The 19,246-nt window shown below is 61.1% G+C and carries 19 protein-coding genes (1 of these 19 cut by a window edge); 13 read left to right on the plus strand and 6 right to left on the minus strand.

Annotated features, from left to right (window positions below; all coding sequences use genetic code 11):
* Together KVQ74_RS08395 and KVQ74_RS08400 are read right to left on the minus strand one after the other, a co-directional pair.
* Window positions 1-522, minus strand: the 5' portion of a protein-coding gene (locus KVQ74_RS08395; RefSeq protein ID WP_217830613.1) for a non-ribosomal peptide synthetase. The gene continues 11,895 nt to the left of window position 1, outside the view; only the first 522 of its 12,417 coding nucleotides appear in the window; it begins with the start codon at window positions 520-522; its stop codon lies beyond the left edge, outside the window.
* Between the two features lie 187 nt (window positions 523-709).
* Entirely contained in the window at window positions 710-1,447 is a 738-nt protein-coding gene (locus KVQ74_RS08400) for a thioesterase II family protein (protein ID WP_217830614.1), read from the minus strand.
* Window positions 1,448-1,577: 130 nt separating this feature from the next.
* Here KVQ74_RS08400 and KVQ74_RS08405 point away from each other — a divergent pair, with 130 nt between their 5' ends.
* A complete protein-coding gene (locus tag KVQ74_RS08405; RefSeq protein ID WP_217830615.1) occupies window positions 1,578-2,714 on the plus strand; it encodes a cupin-like domain-containing protein in 1,137 nt (378 codons plus the stop codon).
* Window positions 2,715-2,741: 27 nt separating this feature from the next.
* Here KVQ74_RS08405 and KVQ74_RS08410 read toward each other — a convergent pair whose 3' ends face one another.
* Complete coding sequence (locus KVQ74_RS08410) at window positions 2,742-3,914, minus strand: MFS transporter (protein WP_217830616.1); 1,173 nt, start codon at window positions 3,912-3,914, stop codon at window positions 2,742-2,744.
* Between the two features lie 171 nt (window positions 3,915-4,085).
* Here KVQ74_RS08410 and KVQ74_RS08415 point away from each other — a divergent pair, with 171 nt between their 5' ends.
* From KVQ74_RS08415 to KVQ74_RS08430, 4 genes are all read left to right on the plus strand, one after another.
* The gene (locus KVQ74_RS08415; protein WP_217830617.1) at window positions 4,086-4,886 is read left to right on the plus strand and encodes a glucose 1-dehydrogenase; all 801 of its coding nucleotides are present in this window, start codon (window positions 4,086-4,088) and stop codon (window positions 4,884-4,886) included.
* Window positions 4,879-6,705 (plus strand): glycoside hydrolase family 15 protein, encoded by a 1,827-nt coding sequence (locus KVQ74_RS08420; RefSeq protein WP_217830618.1) that lies wholly within the window; start codon window positions 4,879-4,881, stop codon window positions 6,703-6,705. Before KVQ74_RS08415 ends, KVQ74_RS08420 begins: the two co-directional genes overlap by 8 nt.
* Window positions 6,706-7,013: 308 nt before the next feature.
* The gene (locus tag KVQ74_RS08425) at window positions 7,014-7,403 is read left to right on the plus strand and encodes a hypothetical protein (RefSeq protein WP_217830619.1); all 390 of its coding nucleotides are present in this window, start codon (window positions 7,014-7,016) and stop codon (window positions 7,401-7,403) included.
* 105 nt (window positions 7,404-7,508) lie between these two features.
* Entirely contained in the window at window positions 7,509-8,135 is a 627-nt protein-coding gene (locus KVQ74_RS08430) for a hypothetical protein (RefSeq protein ID WP_217830620.1), read from the plus strand.
* Window positions 8,136-8,153: 18 nt separating this feature from the next.
* Here KVQ74_RS08430 and KVQ74_RS08435 read toward each other — a convergent pair whose 3' ends face one another.
* The gene (locus KVQ74_RS08435) at window positions 8,154-9,137 is read right to left on the minus strand and encodes a GlxA family transcriptional regulator (RefSeq protein WP_217830621.1); all 984 of its coding nucleotides are present in this window, start codon (window positions 9,135-9,137) and stop codon (window positions 8,154-8,156) included.
* Between the two features lie 88 nt (window positions 9,138-9,225).
* Here KVQ74_RS08435 and inhA point away from each other — a divergent pair, with 88 nt between their 5' ends.
* The 3 genes from inhA (at window position 9,226) to KVQ74_RS08450 (ending at window position 12,493) form a co-directional block, all read left to right on the plus strand.
* Window positions 9,226-9,912, plus strand: a complete 687-nt coding sequence (gene inhA, locus KVQ74_RS08440) for an isonitrile hydratase (protein ID WP_217830622.1) — start codon at window positions 9,226-9,228, stop codon at window positions 9,910-9,912.
* A 121-nt stretch (window positions 9,913-10,033) separates the two neighbouring features.
* A complete protein-coding gene (locus tag KVQ74_RS08445; protein ID WP_217830623.1) occupies window positions 10,034-10,825 on the plus strand; it encodes a CPBP family intramembrane glutamic endopeptidase in 792 nt (263 codons plus the stop codon).
* A gap of 102 nt (window positions 10,826-10,927) precedes the next feature.
* Complete coding sequence (locus tag KVQ74_RS08450; RefSeq protein ID WP_217830624.1) at window positions 10,928-12,493, plus strand: methyl-accepting chemotaxis protein; 1,566 nt, start codon at window positions 10,928-10,930, stop codon at window positions 12,491-12,493.
* A gap of 574 nt (window positions 12,494-13,067) precedes the next feature.
* Here the strand turns inward: KVQ74_RS08450 and KVQ74_RS08455 are convergent.
* A complete protein-coding gene (locus KVQ74_RS08455) occupies window positions 13,068-13,427 on the minus strand; it encodes a DUF6124 family protein (protein WP_217830625.1) in 360 nt (119 codons plus the stop codon).
* A gap of 941 nt (window positions 13,428-14,368) precedes the next feature.
* Window positions 14,369-15,046 (minus strand): alpha/beta family hydrolase, encoded by a 678-nt coding sequence (locus KVQ74_RS08460; protein ID WP_217830626.1) that lies wholly within the window; start codon window positions 15,044-15,046, stop codon window positions 14,369-14,371.
* Between the two features lie 95 nt (window positions 15,047-15,141).
* On the opposite strand from KVQ74_RS08460, the gene ccoN reads away from it, so the two are divergent.
* The 5 genes from ccoN to KVQ74_RS08485 form a co-directional block, all read left to right on the plus strand.
* Window positions 15,142-16,572, plus strand: a complete 1,431-nt coding sequence (gene ccoN / locus KVQ74_RS08465) for a cytochrome-c oxidase, cbb3-type subunit I (RefSeq protein WP_217830627.1) — start codon at window positions 15,142-15,144, stop codon at window positions 16,570-16,572.
* Between the two features lie 10 nt (window positions 16,573-16,582).
* Window positions 16,583-17,191 carry a cytochrome-c oxidase, cbb3-type subunit II gene (gene ccoO / locus KVQ74_RS08470; RefSeq protein ID WP_008082031.1) on the plus strand — a complete coding sequence of 203 codons (609 nt, stop codon included), beginning with the start codon at window positions 16,583-16,585 and terminating at the stop codon, window positions 17,189-17,191.
* 3 nt (window positions 17,192-17,194) lie between these two features.
* Window positions 17,195-17,392: a cbb3-type cytochrome oxidase subunit 3 gene (locus tag KVQ74_RS08475; protein ID WP_217830628.1), complete on the plus strand. Its 198-nt coding sequence runs from the start codon at window positions 17,195-17,197 to the stop codon at window positions 17,390-17,392.
* Window positions 17,389-18,342 carry a cytochrome-c oxidase, cbb3-type subunit III gene (ccoP, locus tag KVQ74_RS08480; protein WP_217830629.1) on the plus strand — a complete coding sequence of 318 codons (954 nt, stop codon included), beginning with the start codon at window positions 17,389-17,391 and terminating at the stop codon, window positions 18,340-18,342. Before KVQ74_RS08475 ends, ccoP begins: the two co-directional genes overlap by 4 nt.
* Before the next feature lie 481 nt (window positions 18,343-18,823).
* Window positions 18,824-19,246: cbb3-type cytochrome c oxidase subunit I (locus KVQ74_RS08485; RefSeq protein ID WP_217830630.1), on the plus strand; the 423-nt coding region annotated here is incomplete at its 3' end.

The raw sequence follows: 19,246 nt of genomic DNA on the forward strand, positions 1-19,246 counted from the left end.
TTCCTGCTCGGCCAGTTGCAGCAGGACCACCCGCAGCAGCGGGCCGTTGGCCAGATCGAACGGCAGCAAGGACTGCTCCTGGGCTGCCGCCGCGACACGGCTTTCGCGTTCGGCGGCCGGCAATGCGCTGAGGTCGACGCGCTGGATGTCCAGTGGTTGTTGCAGCGGCACTTGCAGCAGGCTGTCGTCGGCCTGCTGCTGGAAAACAGTGCGCAGGGTTTCGTGACGTTCGATCAGGCTGGCGAACGCCTGCTCCAGTGCCTGCTGATTCAGGCGACCGGTCAGGCGCACGGCCGCCGGCAGGTTGTAGGCGCCGCTTTGCGGGTCCAGATGCCAGAGAAACCACATGCGCTGCTGAGCGTAGGACAGCGCCTGCCGATCCTCGGCCTCGACCCCGGCCGGAATCGGAAACCGGGAAAAATCCACGCCTTCTTTAGCCAGGGCGGCCAGGAACATCTGGCGTTTTTCCAGGGGCAGTCCGATAAACCGGCGAGCGAGTTTCAAGGAGTCTTCTGCATTCATTTCTAGGCATCCGGATCAGTAGGCAGGCAGCACAAAGGCGCGTCATCCCTATAAAACGAATGCAGACCGGAAAAATTAGCGATTGAGAAGAACTATCAGAAAGGACCTGAAGAGCGATTTTTCAGGCACTGGAAAACCCGATTGCGGGAGCGGGCAAGGCCGCTCCCACAGGACTTTCTACAGCGGGTCAGGCTGTCGCGGCCATGGCGTGGCGCCGGTGATGAGTTTCCAGTTGATCCTTGATCACCTTCAGCACCCTGGCCTCGTGCTCATGGATGAAGAAGTGCCCACCCGCGAGCATGTCCACCGAGAAACTGCCGGTGGTTTCCTTGCTCCAGCCAATCAACTGTTCGGTGGTGGCCTTGTCGGCCTTGCCGCCGAGCACGTGTACCGGGCAATTGAGCAACGGCCGCTGCAACGGCTGGAACTTGCCGCACAGGAGAAAATCGGCGCGCAGGATCGGCAGGGTCAGGCTCATCAACTCTTCATTGGCGAGCACTTCCTCACTGGTGCCGTTGAGCGTGCGCAGTTGCTCGATCAGCTCGGCATCAGTCTTCGGGTCGGCAAAACCCCGGTCATAGTCGGCGCGCATCGTCGGCGCGGCGGTGCCCGAGGCGAACAGAGCCACCGGCTCCGGACAACCCAGCGCGCGCAACGCGTGAGCGATTTCGCAGGCCATCAGCGCGCCCAGGCTATGACCGAACAGCGCGTAAGGCGTCTTGAGCGTCGGGCGCAATTCTTTCGCCAGTTGCATCGCCAGCACGCGCATGTCGGTGTGCAGCGGCTCGTCGAACCGCGCACCGCGTCCCGGCAACTCCACCGGTTGCAGTTGCAGCCACTGCGGCAGCTTGGGCCGCCAGCGGCTGTAGACCATGGCACTGGCGCCGGAATACGGCAGGCACAGCAGGGTCAACTTGGTCACCACGCTTCCCTCGAAAAAATGTCTCTGCACAGGGTACGGATCAACGCCCCGGCAAATTAGTCGGCGGCCGGTAAATTTCCGCGTCAGAGCCTCGTTAACTGTTCAGGCCAAAAATCAATAACGAGGACTCACCGTGGATCTGCAGACCATCCTGGGCAAACTGTTCGCCAATGCCGGTGCCGTCGGCATCGAAGGCGTTTTCCAATTCGTCTTTGGTCCGCAGCAGGCGTACTGGTCCGAGGTCAAGGCCAGCAGCCGCACCGAAGCCGGGCGGCATGCCAGTCCCGACGTGACCATCGAAGTCGCGGAGAAGGACTTCCTCGGGATCATGGGCGGCATGGCCAACGTCGAGGAACTGTTCGCCAGCGGTCGCCTGAAGATCGGCGGCAACATGGGGCTGGCAACGCTGCTGCCCCAGATCATCGACCACGCCCGGCATGGTGGCGGTGCAGCGGTGGAAAAGGTCGACATGAACAAGCGCTACCCGACCCCGGCGCGCTTCAGCGAAAAACTCACCGCCAGCCTGCCGACCCAGGTCAGCGTCGAGCGCCGTCCGCGCAGCGAGCTGTCGGTGACTGAATTCAAGAGCCGCTACCTGCCCCACGGCGTTCCCGTGGTGATCAGCAATGCCCTGCACGACTGGCCACTGTTCAACCTCAGCCGCGAAGAATCGCTGGTGCATTTCGCCGAACTGCAAGGCATCACCCGCCACGGCGATTACGTGAAGAAGACCTTCTCCACCGAACGGGATTTCCGCTCGACCTCGATGGCCGATTTCATCGCTTCGCTGGACAGCCCGGCGGTCAAGGGTGCCGACGGTGAGCCACCGGCGTACATGGGCAACAACATTCTGCCGGCGCAATTGATGGAGCAAATCAAGTACCCGGCCTACTTCGATACCTCGCTGTTCATCCCGCCACGGATCTGGATCGGCCCAAAGGGCACCCTCACTCCGCTGCACCGCGACGACACCGACAACCTGTTCGCCCAGGTCTGGGGCCAGAAAAAATTCACCCTCGCCGCCCCCCATCACCGCGAAGCGCTGGGCACCTGGTCCACCGCGCCCGACGGAGGCCTGGACGGCTGCGACTTCAACCCCGATGCGCCGGACTACCAGCGCTTCCCCAAGGCCCGCGACGTGACGTTCATGCGCGTGACCCTGGAGGCCGGGGATTTGCTGTTTCTGCCGGAGGGCTGGTTCCATCAGGTGGAATCGGTGTCCACCTCACTGTCAGTGAATTTCTGGGTCAACTCGGGCCGGGGCTGGTAACCCCGGTTTGCTTTACCTGAGGGCGCTTCATTTCAAATGGCGATAGCTCTGCACGGCGGAGCCGAGTACCACAGCCCCCGCCGCTATCGCCAGCCAGAATCCGCTGCGCGCGCCAAAGGCATCCACCAGCGCGCCTGAGCCGGCAGCACCGATCGCCACGCCGATACTCAGACCGGTCACCAACCAGGTCAGACCTTCGGTGAGTTTGGCCGGCGGCACGATGCGCTCGACCAGTGCCATGGCGACAATCAGGGTCGGCGAGAAGAACAGCCCGGCCACGAACACCGCCACCGACAAGCCGAAAATATTGCTCGCCAGCAGCAGCGGCAACGTGGTCACCGCCGTCGCCATGCCGCCATACATGAACAGTCGCGGCAGCGGCAGTTTCGAGCGCATTGCGCCAAACGCGATGCCCGCCAGACACGAGCCGATGGCGTACACCGACAACACGATACTGGCCGCTGCCGGTTGCCCTTGCTGTTGGGCGAACGCGACGCTGACCACATCCACCACGCCAACGATTACGCCCATGGCGAGCATCAGCGCCAGCAGCCATTGCACGTCCGTCGAGCGAATGATCGAACCTTGATGATGGGATTCGTGCGGATGCACCGGCGGCTCGGTGCTGCGCTGGGCAACGAATGCGGTCACGCCAATCGCCAGCATCACCAGCGCGGCCAGCGGTCCGGCCTCGGGAAACACCGCCACGGACAACCCGACCGACAACGGCGGGCCGACAATGAAACAGACTTCGTCGAGCACCGATTCCAGCGCATAGGCGGTCTGCAATTGCGGCTGGCCACGATAGATCTCGGTCCAGCGCGCCCGCACCATCGCCGACATGCTCGGCAGGCAACCGGCCAAGGCCGCGAAGACAAACAGCGTCCAGTTCGGCGCCTGCAACCGGGTGCAGAGCAGCAACATCAACAATGCCCCGCCGCCGAGCAACGCCGCCACCGGTAAAACCCGCCCTTGGCCATACCGATCCACCAGCCGTGACACCTGCGGCGCACAGAACGCCGAGGCCAGCGCAAACGTCGCCGCAATCGCCCCCGCCAGCGCATAACCGCCCTTCAACTGCGAGAGCATGGTGATCACGCCGATGCCGGTCATGGAAATCGGCATGCGCGCAATCATCCCGGCCAGCACAAAGGCACGGGCGCCGGGAGCGTTGAACAATTCGCGGTAGGGGTTTGCCATCGGATACAGCCTCATCAGGGGCCGCCAAGTTGCCACAAAGCCCGACGGGCCGGGAAGCGTGCAATTGTTGGTGGAGTGTGAAGGCGGCGATCTTTTCATGATCGCGGATGAACTCTCGGCTTCGACCGTCAGTCAGCTAAGTAAGCCCTCGACCGCAAGGTGCTGCACCGCATGCAAATCTCCCTCGCCCGCCAGGTCGCGCTGATCACCGGCGCCAGTTCCGGCATCGGTCACGCCAGCGCCAAAGCCCTGGCCGCTGCCGGCGCTACCGTGGTCATCAACTACAACCGTCAGGCCGAACCCGCCGAAGCGCTGGCCCGGCAGATCATTGCCGACGGCGGCCAGGCACTGGCGATTGGCGCCGATGTGTCAAAGGAGGATGACGTCGAACGGCTGTTCCGGCAGACCCTCGATGCCTTCGGTTCGCTGGACATTCTCGTCGCCAATTCCGGCCTGCAAAAAGATGCGCCCGCCGTCGACATGACCCTGGACGAATGGAACACGGTGATCGGCGTCAACCTCACCGGCCAGTTCCTCTGTGCCCGTGCCGCGTTGCGGATTTTCAACCGCCAGGGCATCCGCGAAGGCGTATCCCGGGCGGCCGGCAAGATCATTCACATGAGTTCGGTGCACCAGCGCATTCCCTGGGCCGGGCATGTGAACTACGCGGCGTCCAAGGGCGGCGTCGACCTGTTGATGCAGAGCCTGGCCCAGGAAGTCAGCCCGCAGCGGATTCGCATCAACGGCATTGCGCCGGGGGCGATTCGCACGGCAATCAACACCCAGGCCACCGAGGGCCAGGCCGGGCAGGAGCTGCTCAAACTGATTCCCTACGGCCGCATCGGCGATGTCGAGGACGTGGCCAACGCGGTGGTGTTTCTCGCCTCCGATCTGGCCGATTACATCGTCGGCACCACCCTGTTCATCGACGGCGGCATGAGTCTTTATCCGGAGTTTCGTGGCAATGGCTGAGCATCCTTCCGAACGACAAAGTCCGATCGACGCCCACGGCATCATCGGCGACCTGCGCAGTGCGGCGCTGGTCAACGACAAGGGCAGCGTGGACTTTTTCTGCTGGCCGGAATTCGACAGCCCGTCGATCTTCTGTTCGCTGCTGGACACGCCCGATGCCGGGATTTTCCAGCTCGCACCGGACCTGCCCGATGCCCGGCGCGAGCAGATCTACCTGCCCGACACCAACGTCCTGCAAACCCGCTGGCTCAGCGAACGCGCGGTGGTGGAAATCACCGACCTGCTGCCGATCGGCGACAACGACGATGCCTTGCCGCTGTTGATGCGCCGGGTGCGGGTGGTCAGCGGTGAGGCGACATTCAATATGCGTTGCGCGGTGCGCCACGACTACGCCCGCGCCACCACCCACGCGCAGATGGACAAGCAGGACGTGACCTTCAGCGCCAGCGGCCAGCCATCGTTGCGGCTGGCGTCGGATCAGCCGTTGCGGATTGACGCGCACGCAGCGGTCGCGAGTTTTACGCTCAAGCAGGATGAAACGGCGGCATTCATGCTCGGCGCCAGCGACGATCCGCGCTTTGCCGAAGGCGCCGGGGACTTGTGCCTGGAGCGCACCCTGAAGTTCTGGCGCGACTGGATCGGTCAATCGATCTATCGCGGACGCTGGCGGGAAATGGTTCATCGTTCGGCCCTCGCCCTGAAGCTGCTGACCTCGCGTCAGCATGGTGCGATCCTCGCCGCCGCCACGTTCGGTCTGCCGGAAACCGTCGGCGGCGAGCGCAACTGGGACTACCGCTACACCTGGATCCGCGATGCCTCGTTCACCGTCTACGCCTTCATGCGCCTGGGTTTCGTCAACGAAGCCAACGATTACATGCGCTGGTTGCGCGGGCGGGTCAGCGACTGCACCGGCAAACCGATGAAATTGAACATCCTGTATGCCGTCGACGGACGTCAGGAACTGCCGGAGGTCGAGCTGACGCACCTGTCCGGCCACGGCGGCGCACAACCGGTACGGATCGGCAATGGCGCCTATGACCAGATCCAGCTCGACATCTTCGGCGAACTGATGGACGCGGTGTATCTGGTCAACAAATACGGCGACGCGATTTCCCACGAGGGCTGGCGCCATGTCGGGGAAGTCGTCAATCAAGTCTGTGAGACGTGGCAGACCCAGGATGTCGGCATCTGGGAAATGCGCGGTGAGCAACATGACTTCCTGCACTCGCGGCTGATGTGCTGGGTGGCGCTGGACCGGGCAATCCGCCTGGCCTCGAAGCGCTCGCTGCCCGCCCCGTTCGCCCGTTGGGACCAGACACGCCAGGCGATCTACGCCGACATCTGGGACAACTTCTGGGACGAGGAACGCGGGCATTTCGTGCAATACCAGGGCGGCACCGCTCTCGACGGTTCGATGCTGCTGATGCCGCTGGTGCGTTTCGTCAGCGCCAAGGACCCGCGCTGGCTCTCGACCCTGCAAGCCATCGAAAAACACCTGGTGCGCGACGGCATGGTCTACCGCTACCGCAACGACGACACCGGCATCGACGGACTGAGCGGCACCGAAGGCGCCTTCGCCGCGTGTTCGTTCTGGTACGTCGAATGCCTGGCCCGCGCCGGTCAACTGGACAAGGCCCACCTGGAGTTCGAACAACTGCTGCGCTATGCCAACCCGCTGGGGCTGTATGCCGAAGAGTTCGACAGTCATGGCCGACATCTGGGCAACACGCCGCAAGCGCTGACGCACCTGGCGCTGATCAGTGCGGCGAGTTTTCTGGATCGCAAGTTGAGTGGGGAGAAGAATTACTGGCAGCCGTAGTCATCATTCTTCGCCAGAGCCTGTAAGAAAGATCCCCACCCCAACCGCCGTTTGTAGGATGGCAACCTACGAACGGTAAACACTCTCGCCCCTTGCGATTAAAGGGCTGGCCCACACAATCGATTACCTTCGATACAACTTGTTGATGGCGAGGCCTACAACAACCTGCCAGACCCCGTGTAACGCTTGGCTCACAACTCGCACTTACACGCCGAAATACCTTGTTGCCAGCTGTTACATCCCCCCCTACCATCCACCGCAACGGGCACAGCGGAGCTGTCCAATAAAACCCGATTCAAGGAACCAGAATGAGCCAACGCATCCACCGTCAGATCGACACCCCACTGCGCACCGGCCTGACCCGCGACGAACTGTGGGAAGCCGCCGACAAGGGCCTCATCAAATGCTGGGAGATCGGCCGCCAGCGCGCCGCCCGCTTCCCCGACCTCGCCCAACGCTGCAGTGCCGATGAACTGCCGGTACTCGGCTGGAAAGGTGGCGTGAGCCGCAGCCTGAAGAAGAATGAAAAATACGGCTCGCTGAAATACCTTGCGCAGTGGCAGGGGTTGCGTGGGGAGGATCTGGATATTGATCTGGGTTCCGAGCGGGTCATGACCTGCTCACGGACGAAGATGGTGGTGACGTTTACGCCGGATCGGGCGAAGTATTTCAATCAGGTGGCGGAAGCCGAGGCTTAAAACCTCATAAACCAGACGGTTTCCTCAGTAGCAAACTCACCTACCCGTACCCTCCTAAAATCGAGAATCGAATTGAACAACTTATCGGCAAATGTCCATGTCGTAATGGATATCTACAAAAAGTACCGGCTTTGGGTTTTATGGATGTGTTCTATCGCAGGCGGTGTCGTCGGCTACTTTTTGATTGGGCCCTTTATCGTATCCGACGCTTATCAATGGATTGCCGAGCTCGTCAATACCAATAAGCTTGTAGCAGACCTTATCGATATCAATGGCATGGTACGCGACAAGTTGCTTGCCAGTACCTTGCCGTTCTTTATCGTGTGGTCTTGCATGCTCACCATCTACGTGTGGGATAAAGGTTCCGTAGACACCATCAATCAGGTTTCGAAAAACTTGACGTTCCTTACCGGTGGGACCGCTTTTTTTACGATAGTACTGGGGTTCACTTTACTCGGTACGTTCAGCTCCGCCCTACAAAGGGTCGCGTTCTCGGGGTACACCATCCTCCTGATCGTACTTTCGATTCTCCTCATAATAATGGGGTTCGTCCTTCGGCACGTCATGAAGCCCACCATCACCCCTGCCTCTTTTATTAACCAATTTGCTCCTTGTTTACTGGCGCTGTGCATGGCGATCAGCCTCGCTCTATACGTCTACGGAATCCTTAATGACCCGATCAAGTTGTATGGAACCATTCTGAAACATCACGCCCTTCTCAAACCCATTTAATGACCATGCAACAAACCCTCAAGGCATTGCTGGATCTGTTGCTGCACTAACCGAAAACCGCTCCCGATAAGCCTGCGGCGTCACCCCCATGGCCCGCAGGAAGCTGCGTCTTAACGTCTCTTCGCTGCCAAATCCGCAATTGGCCGCGACCCGTTTGATCGGCAGACCGGTATCGCTGAGCAGACGGCGGGCGGTTTCGACGCGGATCAGTTCGATGGCCCGGGCCGGGGTCTGGCCGGTGTCGGCGCGGTAGTGACGCACGAAGCTGCGCTCGCTCATACCGGCCTGCTCGGCGAGGGTCGGGATGCCCAGGTCGCAGGTCAGGTTTTCCGCGATCCAGGCGTGCAGGTCGTCGAAACGGTTACCTTGTTTTTGCAGGGACAGGGTCACGCTGAACTGCGATTGCCCGCCGGGGCGCTTGAGGAACACCACCAGTTGCCGGGCAACGTCCAGGGCCATGTCGCGACCGAGGTCGTCTTCGACCATGGCCAGCGCCAGATCGATGCCGGCGGTGACGCCTGCCGAGGTCCACACCGGGCCGTCGTTGATGAAGATCGGGTTCGGCTCGACCTGCAAGCGCGGGTGTTTCTGCGCCAGTTGCTCGCAACGAGTCCAGTGAGTGACGACCCGGCGACCGTCGAGCCAACCACTGGCCGCCAGCAGAAACGCGCCAGTGCAGACCGAGGCCACACGCCGGCAGCCGTTCGCGTGTTCACGCACCCAACTCACCAACTCGGCGTCTTCAGCAGCGGCATAGACGCCCCAGCCACCGGCGATGATCAGGGTATCGCTGGGCTGCTCCGGCAGCGGCCCGGCCAACATCGCCAATCCGGCGGACGAATTCACCGCCCCGCCACCGCTGGCGATCACCGCTGGCGCGTAAGGCGCAGGCAAACCCTGCTGGCGGGCAATGTCGTTGGCCGAGGCGAATACCTGCAACGGCCCGGTAACGTCGAGCAATTGCACATTGGCGAACGCGAGTACGTGGATGATTTTCGGCATTTGGCGTAATTCGTGGGCTTATTGGCGTATGCGCCAAAACCTACGCGCCTACAGTGAAGCCGTCCACCCCTTTTGACGGAGTAAAGCCATGACGTTGCAGATCGGTTTTCTGTTGTTTCCTCAGGTGCAGCAACTCGACCTCACCGGCCCATACGAGGTGTTGGCCTCGCTGCCGGGTGTGCAGACGCATCTGATCTGGAAGGACCTGGTGCCGGTCACCGCCAGCACCGGTCTGCTGCTGAAACCGACCACCAGCTTCGAGGATTGTCCGGCCCTGGATGTGATCTGCATTCCCGGCGGCGCGGGTGTCGGGGCGCTGATGGAAGACGCGCAGACCCTGGCGTTCATCAAATCCCAGGCCGAGCAGGCAAAATACGTGACGTCGGTGTGTACCGGTTCGCTGGTGCTCGGCGCGGCTGGGCTGTTGCAGGGCAAGCGCGCGACCACGCACTGGGCCTACCACGATTTGCTGGCGACCCTCGGCGCGATCCCGGTCAAGGATCGGGTCGTGCGTGACGGCAATCTGTTTACCGGCGGCGGCATCACGGCGGGGATCGATTTTGCCCTGACCCTGGCGACGGAACTGTTCGACGCCGACACCGCACAACTGGTGCAACTGCAACTGGAATACGCCCCGGCGCCACCGTTCGATGCCGGCAGCCCAGACACCGCGCCGGGCCGGATCATCGAACAAGCCCGACTCAAGGCTGCGCCTTCGCTGAAGTTGCGGACCGAGATCACTGAGCGTGCGGCGGCGAAACTCAATCTGCGCTGAACCCTCGCCGAACAGAAACCGGGATTTGTGAGCCGTCCCGGTTTTCCCCGTCACCTTCACTTGTCCCCACGCGTCCAGCCGTGTAGAAAGCCCTCCCACAAATTGTGCTCAAGGACTTTCCATGACGGCTTTGCCATGGCTCTACCTCGCCCTTCTCAGCCTCGGTTACGGACTGGCGCTGAGCTTCGGTCAGCTCGGTTGGCTGGCACTGATTTCCGTGGCCTTGCTGCTGTTCGCGGGTTTTGCCGTGCGCCAGCAGAAGTTGCCCGTGGCGCGTTTTCTCGGTCACGGCCTGTTCGTCGTGCTGGCCCTCGCGCTGGCCATGCATTGGCTGCCCGGCTTCTATAACGGGCGGGCCATCGAACCGCAGCGTTTCACCGACAACGCCGTGCCGTTTTCGATGTACCTGAACCTGGACAAGCCGCTGATCGGCTTCTGGCTGCTGCTGGTGTGCCCGTGGATCGTCGCACGCCGCTCGTTGCGCCTGACGGTGTACGCCACCGCGCTGGCACTGACGTTGAGCGTGATTCTGGCGCTGGGCGGCGCTGTGTTGCTGGGCATGATTGCCTGGGCACCAAAATGGCCGGATCAGGCGTGGCTATGGGTGCTGAACAATCTGTTGCTGGTGACGCTGGTCGAGGAGGCGCTGTTTCGCGGCTATATACAGGGCGGCTTGAGCCGTAGCTTCAAACACTTGCCTTACGGCGACAACCTGGCGCTGCTGCTGGCCTCCCTGCTGTTCGGCCTGGTGCATCTGGGCGCGGGCTGGCAATGGGTACTGCTGGCGAGCCTGGCAGGCGTCGGCTATGGTCTGGCCTATCGTTTCGGCGGGCTCGGCGCGGCGATCGCCACGCATTTTGGCCTGAACCTGCTGCATTTCGGCCTGTTCACCTATCCGATGCTTGCTGGCTGAAGCAAGACCCGTTTTGCGACGCCGTACTTATTACTGAAAAAAAACTTCAATAATTTCCTGCGACCGCCGACAACCTTTCAAAGCCTTGCGGATTGAAAAACCATGCGTAATAACCAGCCCATTACACAACGCGAACGGACATTCCCGGCTCAACAGCGGTTGATTTCCACAACCGACGCCAAAGGCGTGATCACCTACTGCAACGACGCTTTCGTCGAGATCAGCGGGTTTTCGCGTGAGGAACTGATCCGTGCGCCGCACAACCTGGTCCGTCATCCCGACGTCCCGGCGGCGGTGTTTTCGCACATGTGGGGCACACTGAAACAAGGCTTGCCATGGATGGGCATTGTCAAGAACCGCTGCAAGACCGGTGACCATTATTGGGTCAACGCCTATGTGACACCGGTGTTCGAAGGCAGTCAGGTGGTCGGTTACGAGTCGGTGCGGGTCAAACCCACCGCCGAACAGATCCGCCGTGCCGAAGCGCTCTATCAACGCATCAACCAGGGCAAGTCGGCGATTCCAAAAGCAGACAAATGGCTGCCGGTGCTGCAGGACTGGCTGCCGTTCATTCTGGTCAGTCAACTGAGCTTCATGATCGGCGCGACCCTGAACTCGCAGTGGGGCTTCGCCCTCGCCGCCGGTCTTTCGGTGCCGCTGGGCCTGATGGGCCTGCAATGGCAGCAACGCGGGCTCAAGCGCCTGCTGCGTCTGGCCGAGCAGACCACGTCCGACCCGCTGATCGCGCAGATGTACACCGACAGCCGTGGCGCGCAGGCACGACTGGAGATGTCGATTCTCAGCCAGGAAGCGCGTCTGAAAACCTGCCTGACCCGTCTGCAGGACACCGCCGAGCACCTGACCGATCAGGCCAAGCAGTCCGATGCCCTGGCGCACAACAGCTCCAGCGGCCTGGAACGCCAGCGCGTGGAAACCGAACAGGTCGCCACCGCCGTCAACCAGATGGCCGCCACCACCCAGGAAGTCGCCAGCCACGTGCAGCGCACCGCCGACGCCACCCAGGAAGCCAATCGCCTGACCGGTCGCGGCCGCGACATCGCCGGAGAAACCCGCGAAGCCATCCAGCGCCTGTCGGTAGTCGTGGGTGAAACCGGCCTGACCGTCACCCAACTGGCCCGGGACAGCGACGAAATCGGCGGCGTGGTCGACGTGATCAAAGGCATCGCCGACCAGACCAACCTGCTGGCCCTCAACGCTGCGATTGAAGCAGCGCGTGCCGGCGAGATGGGCCGCGGCTTTGCCGTGGTGGCCGACGAAGTCCGCCAACTGGCACAACGCACCAGCGAATCGACCGGGCAAATCCACGCCCTGATCGCCAAGCTGCAGCAAACCGCCACCAGCGCCGTACAGACCATGGAAGCCGGGCATCGCCAGGCCGAAGAAGGTGTGTCACGAGTTCTGGAAGCGGATCAGGCCCTGGTGGGGATCAGCGAAGCGGTGGCCAACATCACCGACATGACCACCCAGATCGCCGCTGCGACCGAAGAGCAAAGTGCGGTGGCTGAAGAAATCAGCCGCAACATCAGCAACATCTCGGAACTGGCGGACCAGACCTCGGAACAGGCGCATAACTCGGCGTTGCTGAGTGAAGAGCTGACCAAGACGGCCAATACGCAGTATTCGTTGGTGGAGCGGTTTAACCGCTGATTGGATTGGCAAAACAAAAAACCCGGATTGCGAGAGCTTCCGGGTTTTTTATTGCCTGTCTGAAATTGATGTGGCCAGAACCGCCCTCTTCGTGGGCAAGCCCACTCCCACAGTCGTTTCGCATTGACCACAAAACCTCGCAACACCACCATCATTGTGGGAGCGGGCTTGCCCGCGAAGAGGCCCAGCCTGCCGGCGAAAATCTCATTCGAAAAGCGCGGATAGTGCCTACAACTGAATCAGACCCGACTGACTGGCACGCGATGAAGTCCGTCTCTACTTTGTCGTTCAAACTTATTCACACGGGCTAGCCAACATGAATACATCACCTACGCAGGATCCGATGGTCAGGACCGACAAACCTGTGAGAAAGGAGGTCCGAGGTGAACTGACATTCCTTGATGTGCAGCGAGCGGCCCGTGATGGACAGAAAGCGTTCGATAAATTTGTGATCACTGGCCGGCTGCTTCCCGATTATTGAGGAGCATCAATCTCGTGATTTTGAAAGCCCGGAACGTGAAAGCGTCCGGGCTTTTTATTACCCCGCTGAAACGTACAACGTCAGAGCTGGCGATTACTGCGGCAAACGCAGCCTGTCCAGCAGTCGATTCACCAACAGCTCGTTCAGCATGATTAACTGTTGCAGCGCCAGCAGCGGTTTGCGCTCCGGGCCGTTCACCGAGTTGGCGATATTGCCGGCCATGGCGTTGGCTGATGACAGGGATTCACAGGCTTCGACCAGCAGCGTTTCGTCATCCAGCGTGGGATCGACCATGTAAATGGGGCGGGTCTTGGGTGGGAAGCACTTCGGAGCTTCCGGGCCCAAGTAAAAGTCGAGTGCGCGGTCAACGGCGTCTTTTGTCTTTTGAGACTCAAGCGCGGGGTCGTGGGGGACTGGATCGGTTTCTGGTGGGTTTGGCGTGATTTTGAACATAAGGACTCTCCATCTTGAAAAAATTGAAGAGCCGACACTTTCGCTACCAAACGAAGGGTGGCGGCCATACGTGGGTTGGTAGACCGGTCAAGACAGAGAAACCCCCGGCGCCCCCGAGGGAGCCCCACGCATGGCCACCATATAAAGCGCAGCCCAAAAAATGAGACTGCATAAGGTGACGCCACACAGCTGTCAAGAAAGCGGGCTACCAAACCCGATCACTGTTTTTCAGTGACAGGGAAACGATATAGCCCTCTCCAAGCCGCGTAAGCCGGCGGATTCTGGCGTAGCCGTAGGCAACGACGCAAGGTGTTGTAGCCCTTATGGCGTAACGGTTTGTGTGCTTTAAACATCGTCACGCATTGGTGTTTATGCGCTGAAAATGCTGGGCTGGAAGAGCTTTCAGTTTTTGTGGCGTGTCAGTGAAATCTTCCCCCTCACCCTAGCCCTCTCCCCGTGGGAGAGGGAACTGACCGAGGTGTTTGGGAGAAGTACGCCGACGTGGGATACCGAGTTGAACTCACGCTTGAAAGCTACCCATTCGGCTCCCTCTCCTTGGGGAGAGGGGTAAGCTCGACACTGAAAGCAAACCGTTCGCCAAACCACTCAACACGATGAGCGTTAGCTCGAGTACCGCTTTTGATCTTCGGGCGACGTCGGAAGGCTGAGTGGAGGGATTCGTCCGGGGGTGGGAGCGCAGCGACCGTTTGGCGAAGCCAAACACATCGAGAGGAGGTGCAGCGAAGCAAACCGTAGGCGATGCCTCCCGGATGAATCCCGGAGCGAAGGAACCCCGAGCCCCAGCGAGCGGGCCGAACGCAGGAGCCGTAAGCGTTTTTTTGCTTACTTTTTTGAGGCGTTTGTCAAAAAAGTGAGTCGCCGTAAGGGCGAAACCCTAAGTAGCCGTTACCGCAGCAACGGATATGCCCCCCAAAAAAGCCTCACCGAAGAAACCCGGCAACCTTCTCCGCCGCCGAAGCCAAATGCTGCTCATGCGTAAACCCGGAAACCTTGAGCGGCTTCAAATCATGATCCCCCGCCCCCAACCAAAACACCTCAATCCCCGGCGATAACGAATACCCCTCAACCGCCTCCCGATTGCCAAGCGCATCCCGCTCACCCTGCACAATCAGCGCCCGCGTCCTCAAAGCAGCCAGATGTTCGACCCGAGGCTTCTCCGGTTTCCCAACCGCATAAAACGGATAACCCAGGCAAACCAACGCATCAGCACCAAGCTCATCCGCCAGCAAACTCGCCATCCGCCCACCCATCGACTTGCCGCCAATCGCCAGTGGCCCAGCGACATGAAGTCGCACCAAGCCATACACCTCACGCCAGCATTCCAGCAACTTCGGCGCAGGATTCGGCGGGCGCTTGCCGCCATCAACCCGCCGCTGCGCCATGTACGGAAACTCAAACCGCAACACATTGACGCCAAGCCCGGCAAGGCGCCCAGCCACATCCGTCATCCACTCGCTGTCCATCGGCGCACCCGCACCATGGGCGAGGATGAGGGTCGCCGAAGCCTCCCCGACAGCCGCATCCCAAAGCCACCCATGATCCCGCACGCACTGCGCCCATTGATCCCCGTCAATACTGGCCTTGTGCTGTTTGTCCATGCTTGCCTCGCTTTTAGTCTGCCTATAACTCCAGGCGAAGGGCGCGCTGCTTTTAGCGGGCGCGCTCGCTTCGGCTGAACCGTGGATGGGGAACCATGAACACTTCTATCAGTACCGCCTACAACTACAAGGTGGTCCGCCAATTCGCCATTATGACGGTGGTGTGGGGCATCGTCGGCATGGGGCTCGGGGTTTTTCTCGCGGCCCAATTGGTCTGGCCCGAACTCAACTTCAACTTGCCCTGGACCAGTTTCGGCCGCCTGCGCCCGCTGCACACCAACGCGGTGATCTTCGCGTTCGGCGGCTGCGCGCTGTTCGCCAGTTCGTTCTACTCGGTGCAGCGCACCTGCCAGACGCAATTGTTCGCGCCAAAAATCGCCGCGTTCTGCTTCTGGGGCTGGCAACTGGTGATCCTCCTGGCGGCCATCAGCCTGCCGCTGGGTTACACCAGCTCCAAGGAATACGCCGAGCTGGAATGGCCGATCGACATCCTGATCACCATCGTCTGGGTCGCCTACGCCATCGTGTTCTTCGGCACGATCATGCAGCGCAAGACCAAGCACATCTATGTGGGCAACTGGTTCTTCGGCGGGTTCATCATCACCGTGGCGATTCTGCACATCGTCAACAACCTTGAGTTGCCGGTGAGTTTCACCAAGTCCTACTCGCTGTACGCCGGCGCGACCGACGCAATGGTGCAATGGTGGTACGGCCACAACGCCGTAGGCTTTTTCCTCACTGCCGGTTTCCTCGGGATGATGTACTACTTCGTGCCGAAACAGGCCGAGCGTCCGGTGTATTCCTATCGCCTGTCGATCGTCCACTTCTGGGCACTGATCACCCTGTACATCTGGGCCGGCCCTCACCACCTGCACTACACCGCGCTGCCGGACTGGGCGCAGTCGCTGGGCATGGTGATGTCGCTGATCCTGCTGGCGCCAAGTTGGGGCGGGATGATCAACGGCATGATGACGCTCTCGGGCGCCTGGCATAAGTTGCGCAGCGACCCGATCCTGCGCTTCCTCGTGGTGTCGCTGGCGTTCTACGGCATGTCGACCTTCGAAGGCCCGATGATGGCGATCAAGACCGTCAACGCCCTCTCCCACTACACCGACTGGACCATCGGCCACGTCCACGCCGGCGCCCTCGGGTGGGTGGCGATGATTTCCATCGGCGCGCTGTACCACATGATCCCGAAAGTCTTCGGCCGCGAGCAGATGCACAGCATCGGCCTGATCAACACTTCTGCGCACTTCTGGCTCGCCACCATCGGCACCGTGCTCTACATCGCCTCGATGTGGGTCAACGGCATCGCCCAGGGTCTGATGTGGCGTGCGGTGAACGAAGACGGCACGCTGACCTACTCCTTCGTCGAAACCCTGGTGGCCAGCCACCCAGGCTTCATCGTGCGGTTGATTGGCGGGGCGATCTTCCTCAGCGGCATGTTGCTGATGGCTTACAACACCTGGCGCACCGTGCGGGCCTCGCAGCCTGCTGATGTCGTTGCTGCCGCGCAGATGGCCTGAGGAGTTCGCCATGAAACACGAAACGATTGAAAAGAACGTCGGCCTGCTGATGCTGCTGATGGTGTTCGCCGTGAGCATCGGCGGCCTGACCCAGATCGTCCCGCTGTTCTTCCAGGACGTGACCAACAAGCCGGTGGAAGGCATGAAGCCCTACACCGCGCTGCAACTCGAAGGCCGCGACATCTACATCCGCGAAGGCTGCGTCGGTTGCCACTCGCAGATGATCCGGCCGTTCCGTGCCGAAACCGAACGCTACGGGCACTACTCGGTGGCCGGTGAAAGCGTCTGGGACCACCCGTTCCTGTGGGGCTCCAAGCGTACCGGTCCGGACCTGGCCCGGGTTGGCGCGCGTTACTCCGATGACTGGCACCGCGCGCACTTGTACAACCCGCGCAACGTCGTCCCGGAATCGAAGATGCCGGCCTACCCGTGGCTGGTCACGCAAGCGGTCGACAGCAGCCACACCGAAACCAAGCTCAAGGTCATGCGCACCCTCGGCGTGCCGTACACCGACGACGACATCAGCGGCGCCGTGGCCAGCCTCAAGGGCAAGACCGAGATGGACGCCCTGGTCTCCTACCTGCAAGTGCTCGGCACTGCGATCAAGAGCAAGAGGTGAGCCATGGTCTTTGAAATGAGCGCGGGGCTGATTCGCGGCCTCGGCACGGTCGTGGTGTTCGTGGCCTTCGTCGGCCTGACCCTCTGGGTGTTCAACCGCAAGCGCACGCCGGAATTCGCCGAAGCGCGCCTGCTGCCGTTCGCCGACGAACCACAACCCGACACAACCCTAGCACCTGAACCAAGGAGTACCCGGCCATGACCACCTTCTGGAGTACGTGGATCTGCGTACTGACCATCGGCAGCCTGATCGGCCTGACCTGGCTGCTGATCGGCACCCGCCGGGGCGAAACCAAGGGCAGCGTCGACCAGACCATGGGCCACAGCTTCGACGGCATCGAGGAGTACGACAACCCGCTGCCGCAGTGGTGGTTCATGCTGTTCGCCGGCACGCTGGTGTTTTCCGTGGGCTACCTGATCCTGTATCCGGGCCTCGGAAACTGGAAAGGCATCCTGCCCGGCTACGAGGACGGCTGGACCGGCGTCCACGAGTGGGAAAAGGAGATGAGCAAGGCCGACGCCAAATTCGGGCCGATCTTCGCCAAATTCGCCGCCATGCCGGTGGAAGAAGTGGCGAAGGATCCGCAGGCGCTGAAAATGGGTGGCCGCTTGTTCGCCTCCAACTGCTCGGTGTGCCACGGCTCGGACGCCAAGGGTGCCTTCGGCTTCCCGAACCTGGCCGACAAGGACTGGCGCTGGGGCGGCAGTGCCGAGACCATCAAGACCACCATCATGGGTGGCCGGATGGCGGCCATGCCAGCCTGGGGTGAAGTGTTGGGCGAAGCCGGGGTGAAGAACGTGGCGGCCTATGTGCGTCACGAACTGGCCGGGTTGCCGTTGCCGGCTGACAGTAAGGCCGATGTGCAGGCCGGACAGCAAGCGTTCAGCACCACCTGCGTAGCCTGTCATGGGGCAAACGGCCAAGGCACTGAAGCCATGGGTGCGCCGAATCTGACGCATCCGGCCGGTTTCATCTACGGCACCAGCCTGACCCAACTCGAACAGACCATCCGCCATGGTCGTCAGGGTCACATGCCAGCACAGAGCGAACTGCTCGGCAACGATAAAGTGCAATTGCTGGCGGCTTATGTATACAGCCTGTCGCACGGATTGAATACAGAAAATCTGCAAGCCGAAGGCCAGAAAGAGTAACCCTCCCGCGTTTCCCTGCCGCATTCGATCGAATGCGGCAGTCCCCTTCCCCTTTGCGACGCATTGTCGCACCCCCTCTGCAACCTGCCTTTCGTATCCCCGGATTCGGGTCTACGCTTGCCCGATGCGGACTGGCATGTGCCGGTTCCAGGTCGACCCCGGGCACCGTGATCGACGAATCGGCTGACCGATCAGGCTGCAAGCGCCGGTAGATACCGGCTGTCGCGCAAATGACCGTCCGTCTCCGATCTCGCCTTTCCCGCCCACCCGGTTGCATGCGATCCGGACCCTGCATTTTTTTCATCCGCCGAACGATTTTTTTCGAGGCCGATTTTGTCCTTACGCGGCGCATGGAAAGGCCGCAGAATCAGCGCTGGAACGCATTGACCCAGGTCATGGCGCGTTGCAATGACCCCCTGCTTTCTCCATACTTGCGGCCGATTTTAATCCTAATAAAACACCCAAACCGTGGAACCTTAGAATGAGCACAGCAATCAGTCCGACTGCTTATAACTATAAGGTAGTCCGCCAGTTCGCCATCATGACGGTGGTCTGGGGGATCCTTGGCATGGGGCTCGGTGTCTTCATCGCCTCGCAACTGGTCTGGCCGGAGTTGAATTTCGGCCTGCCGTGGACGAGCTTTGGACGCCTGCGCCCGTTGCACACAAACCTGGTGATTTTTGCCTTCGGTGGATGTGCACTGTTTGCCACTTCCTACTATGTCGTGCAGCGAACCTGCCAGACGCGACTGATTTCCGACAGCCTCGCGGCCTTCACCTTCTGGGGATGGCAAGCGGTGATCGTCGGCGCGATCATTACCTTGCCGCTGGGTTACACCACCACCAAGGAATACGCGGAACTGGAATGGCCACTCGCCATTCTGCTGGCCATTGTCTGGGTCACC

The sequence above is a fragment of the Pseudomonas botevensis genome (genome assembly GCF_019145475.1).
GTDB classification, from domain to species: Bacteria; Pseudomonadota; Gammaproteobacteria; order Pseudomonadales; family Pseudomonadaceae; genus Aquipseudomonas; species Aquipseudomonas botevensis.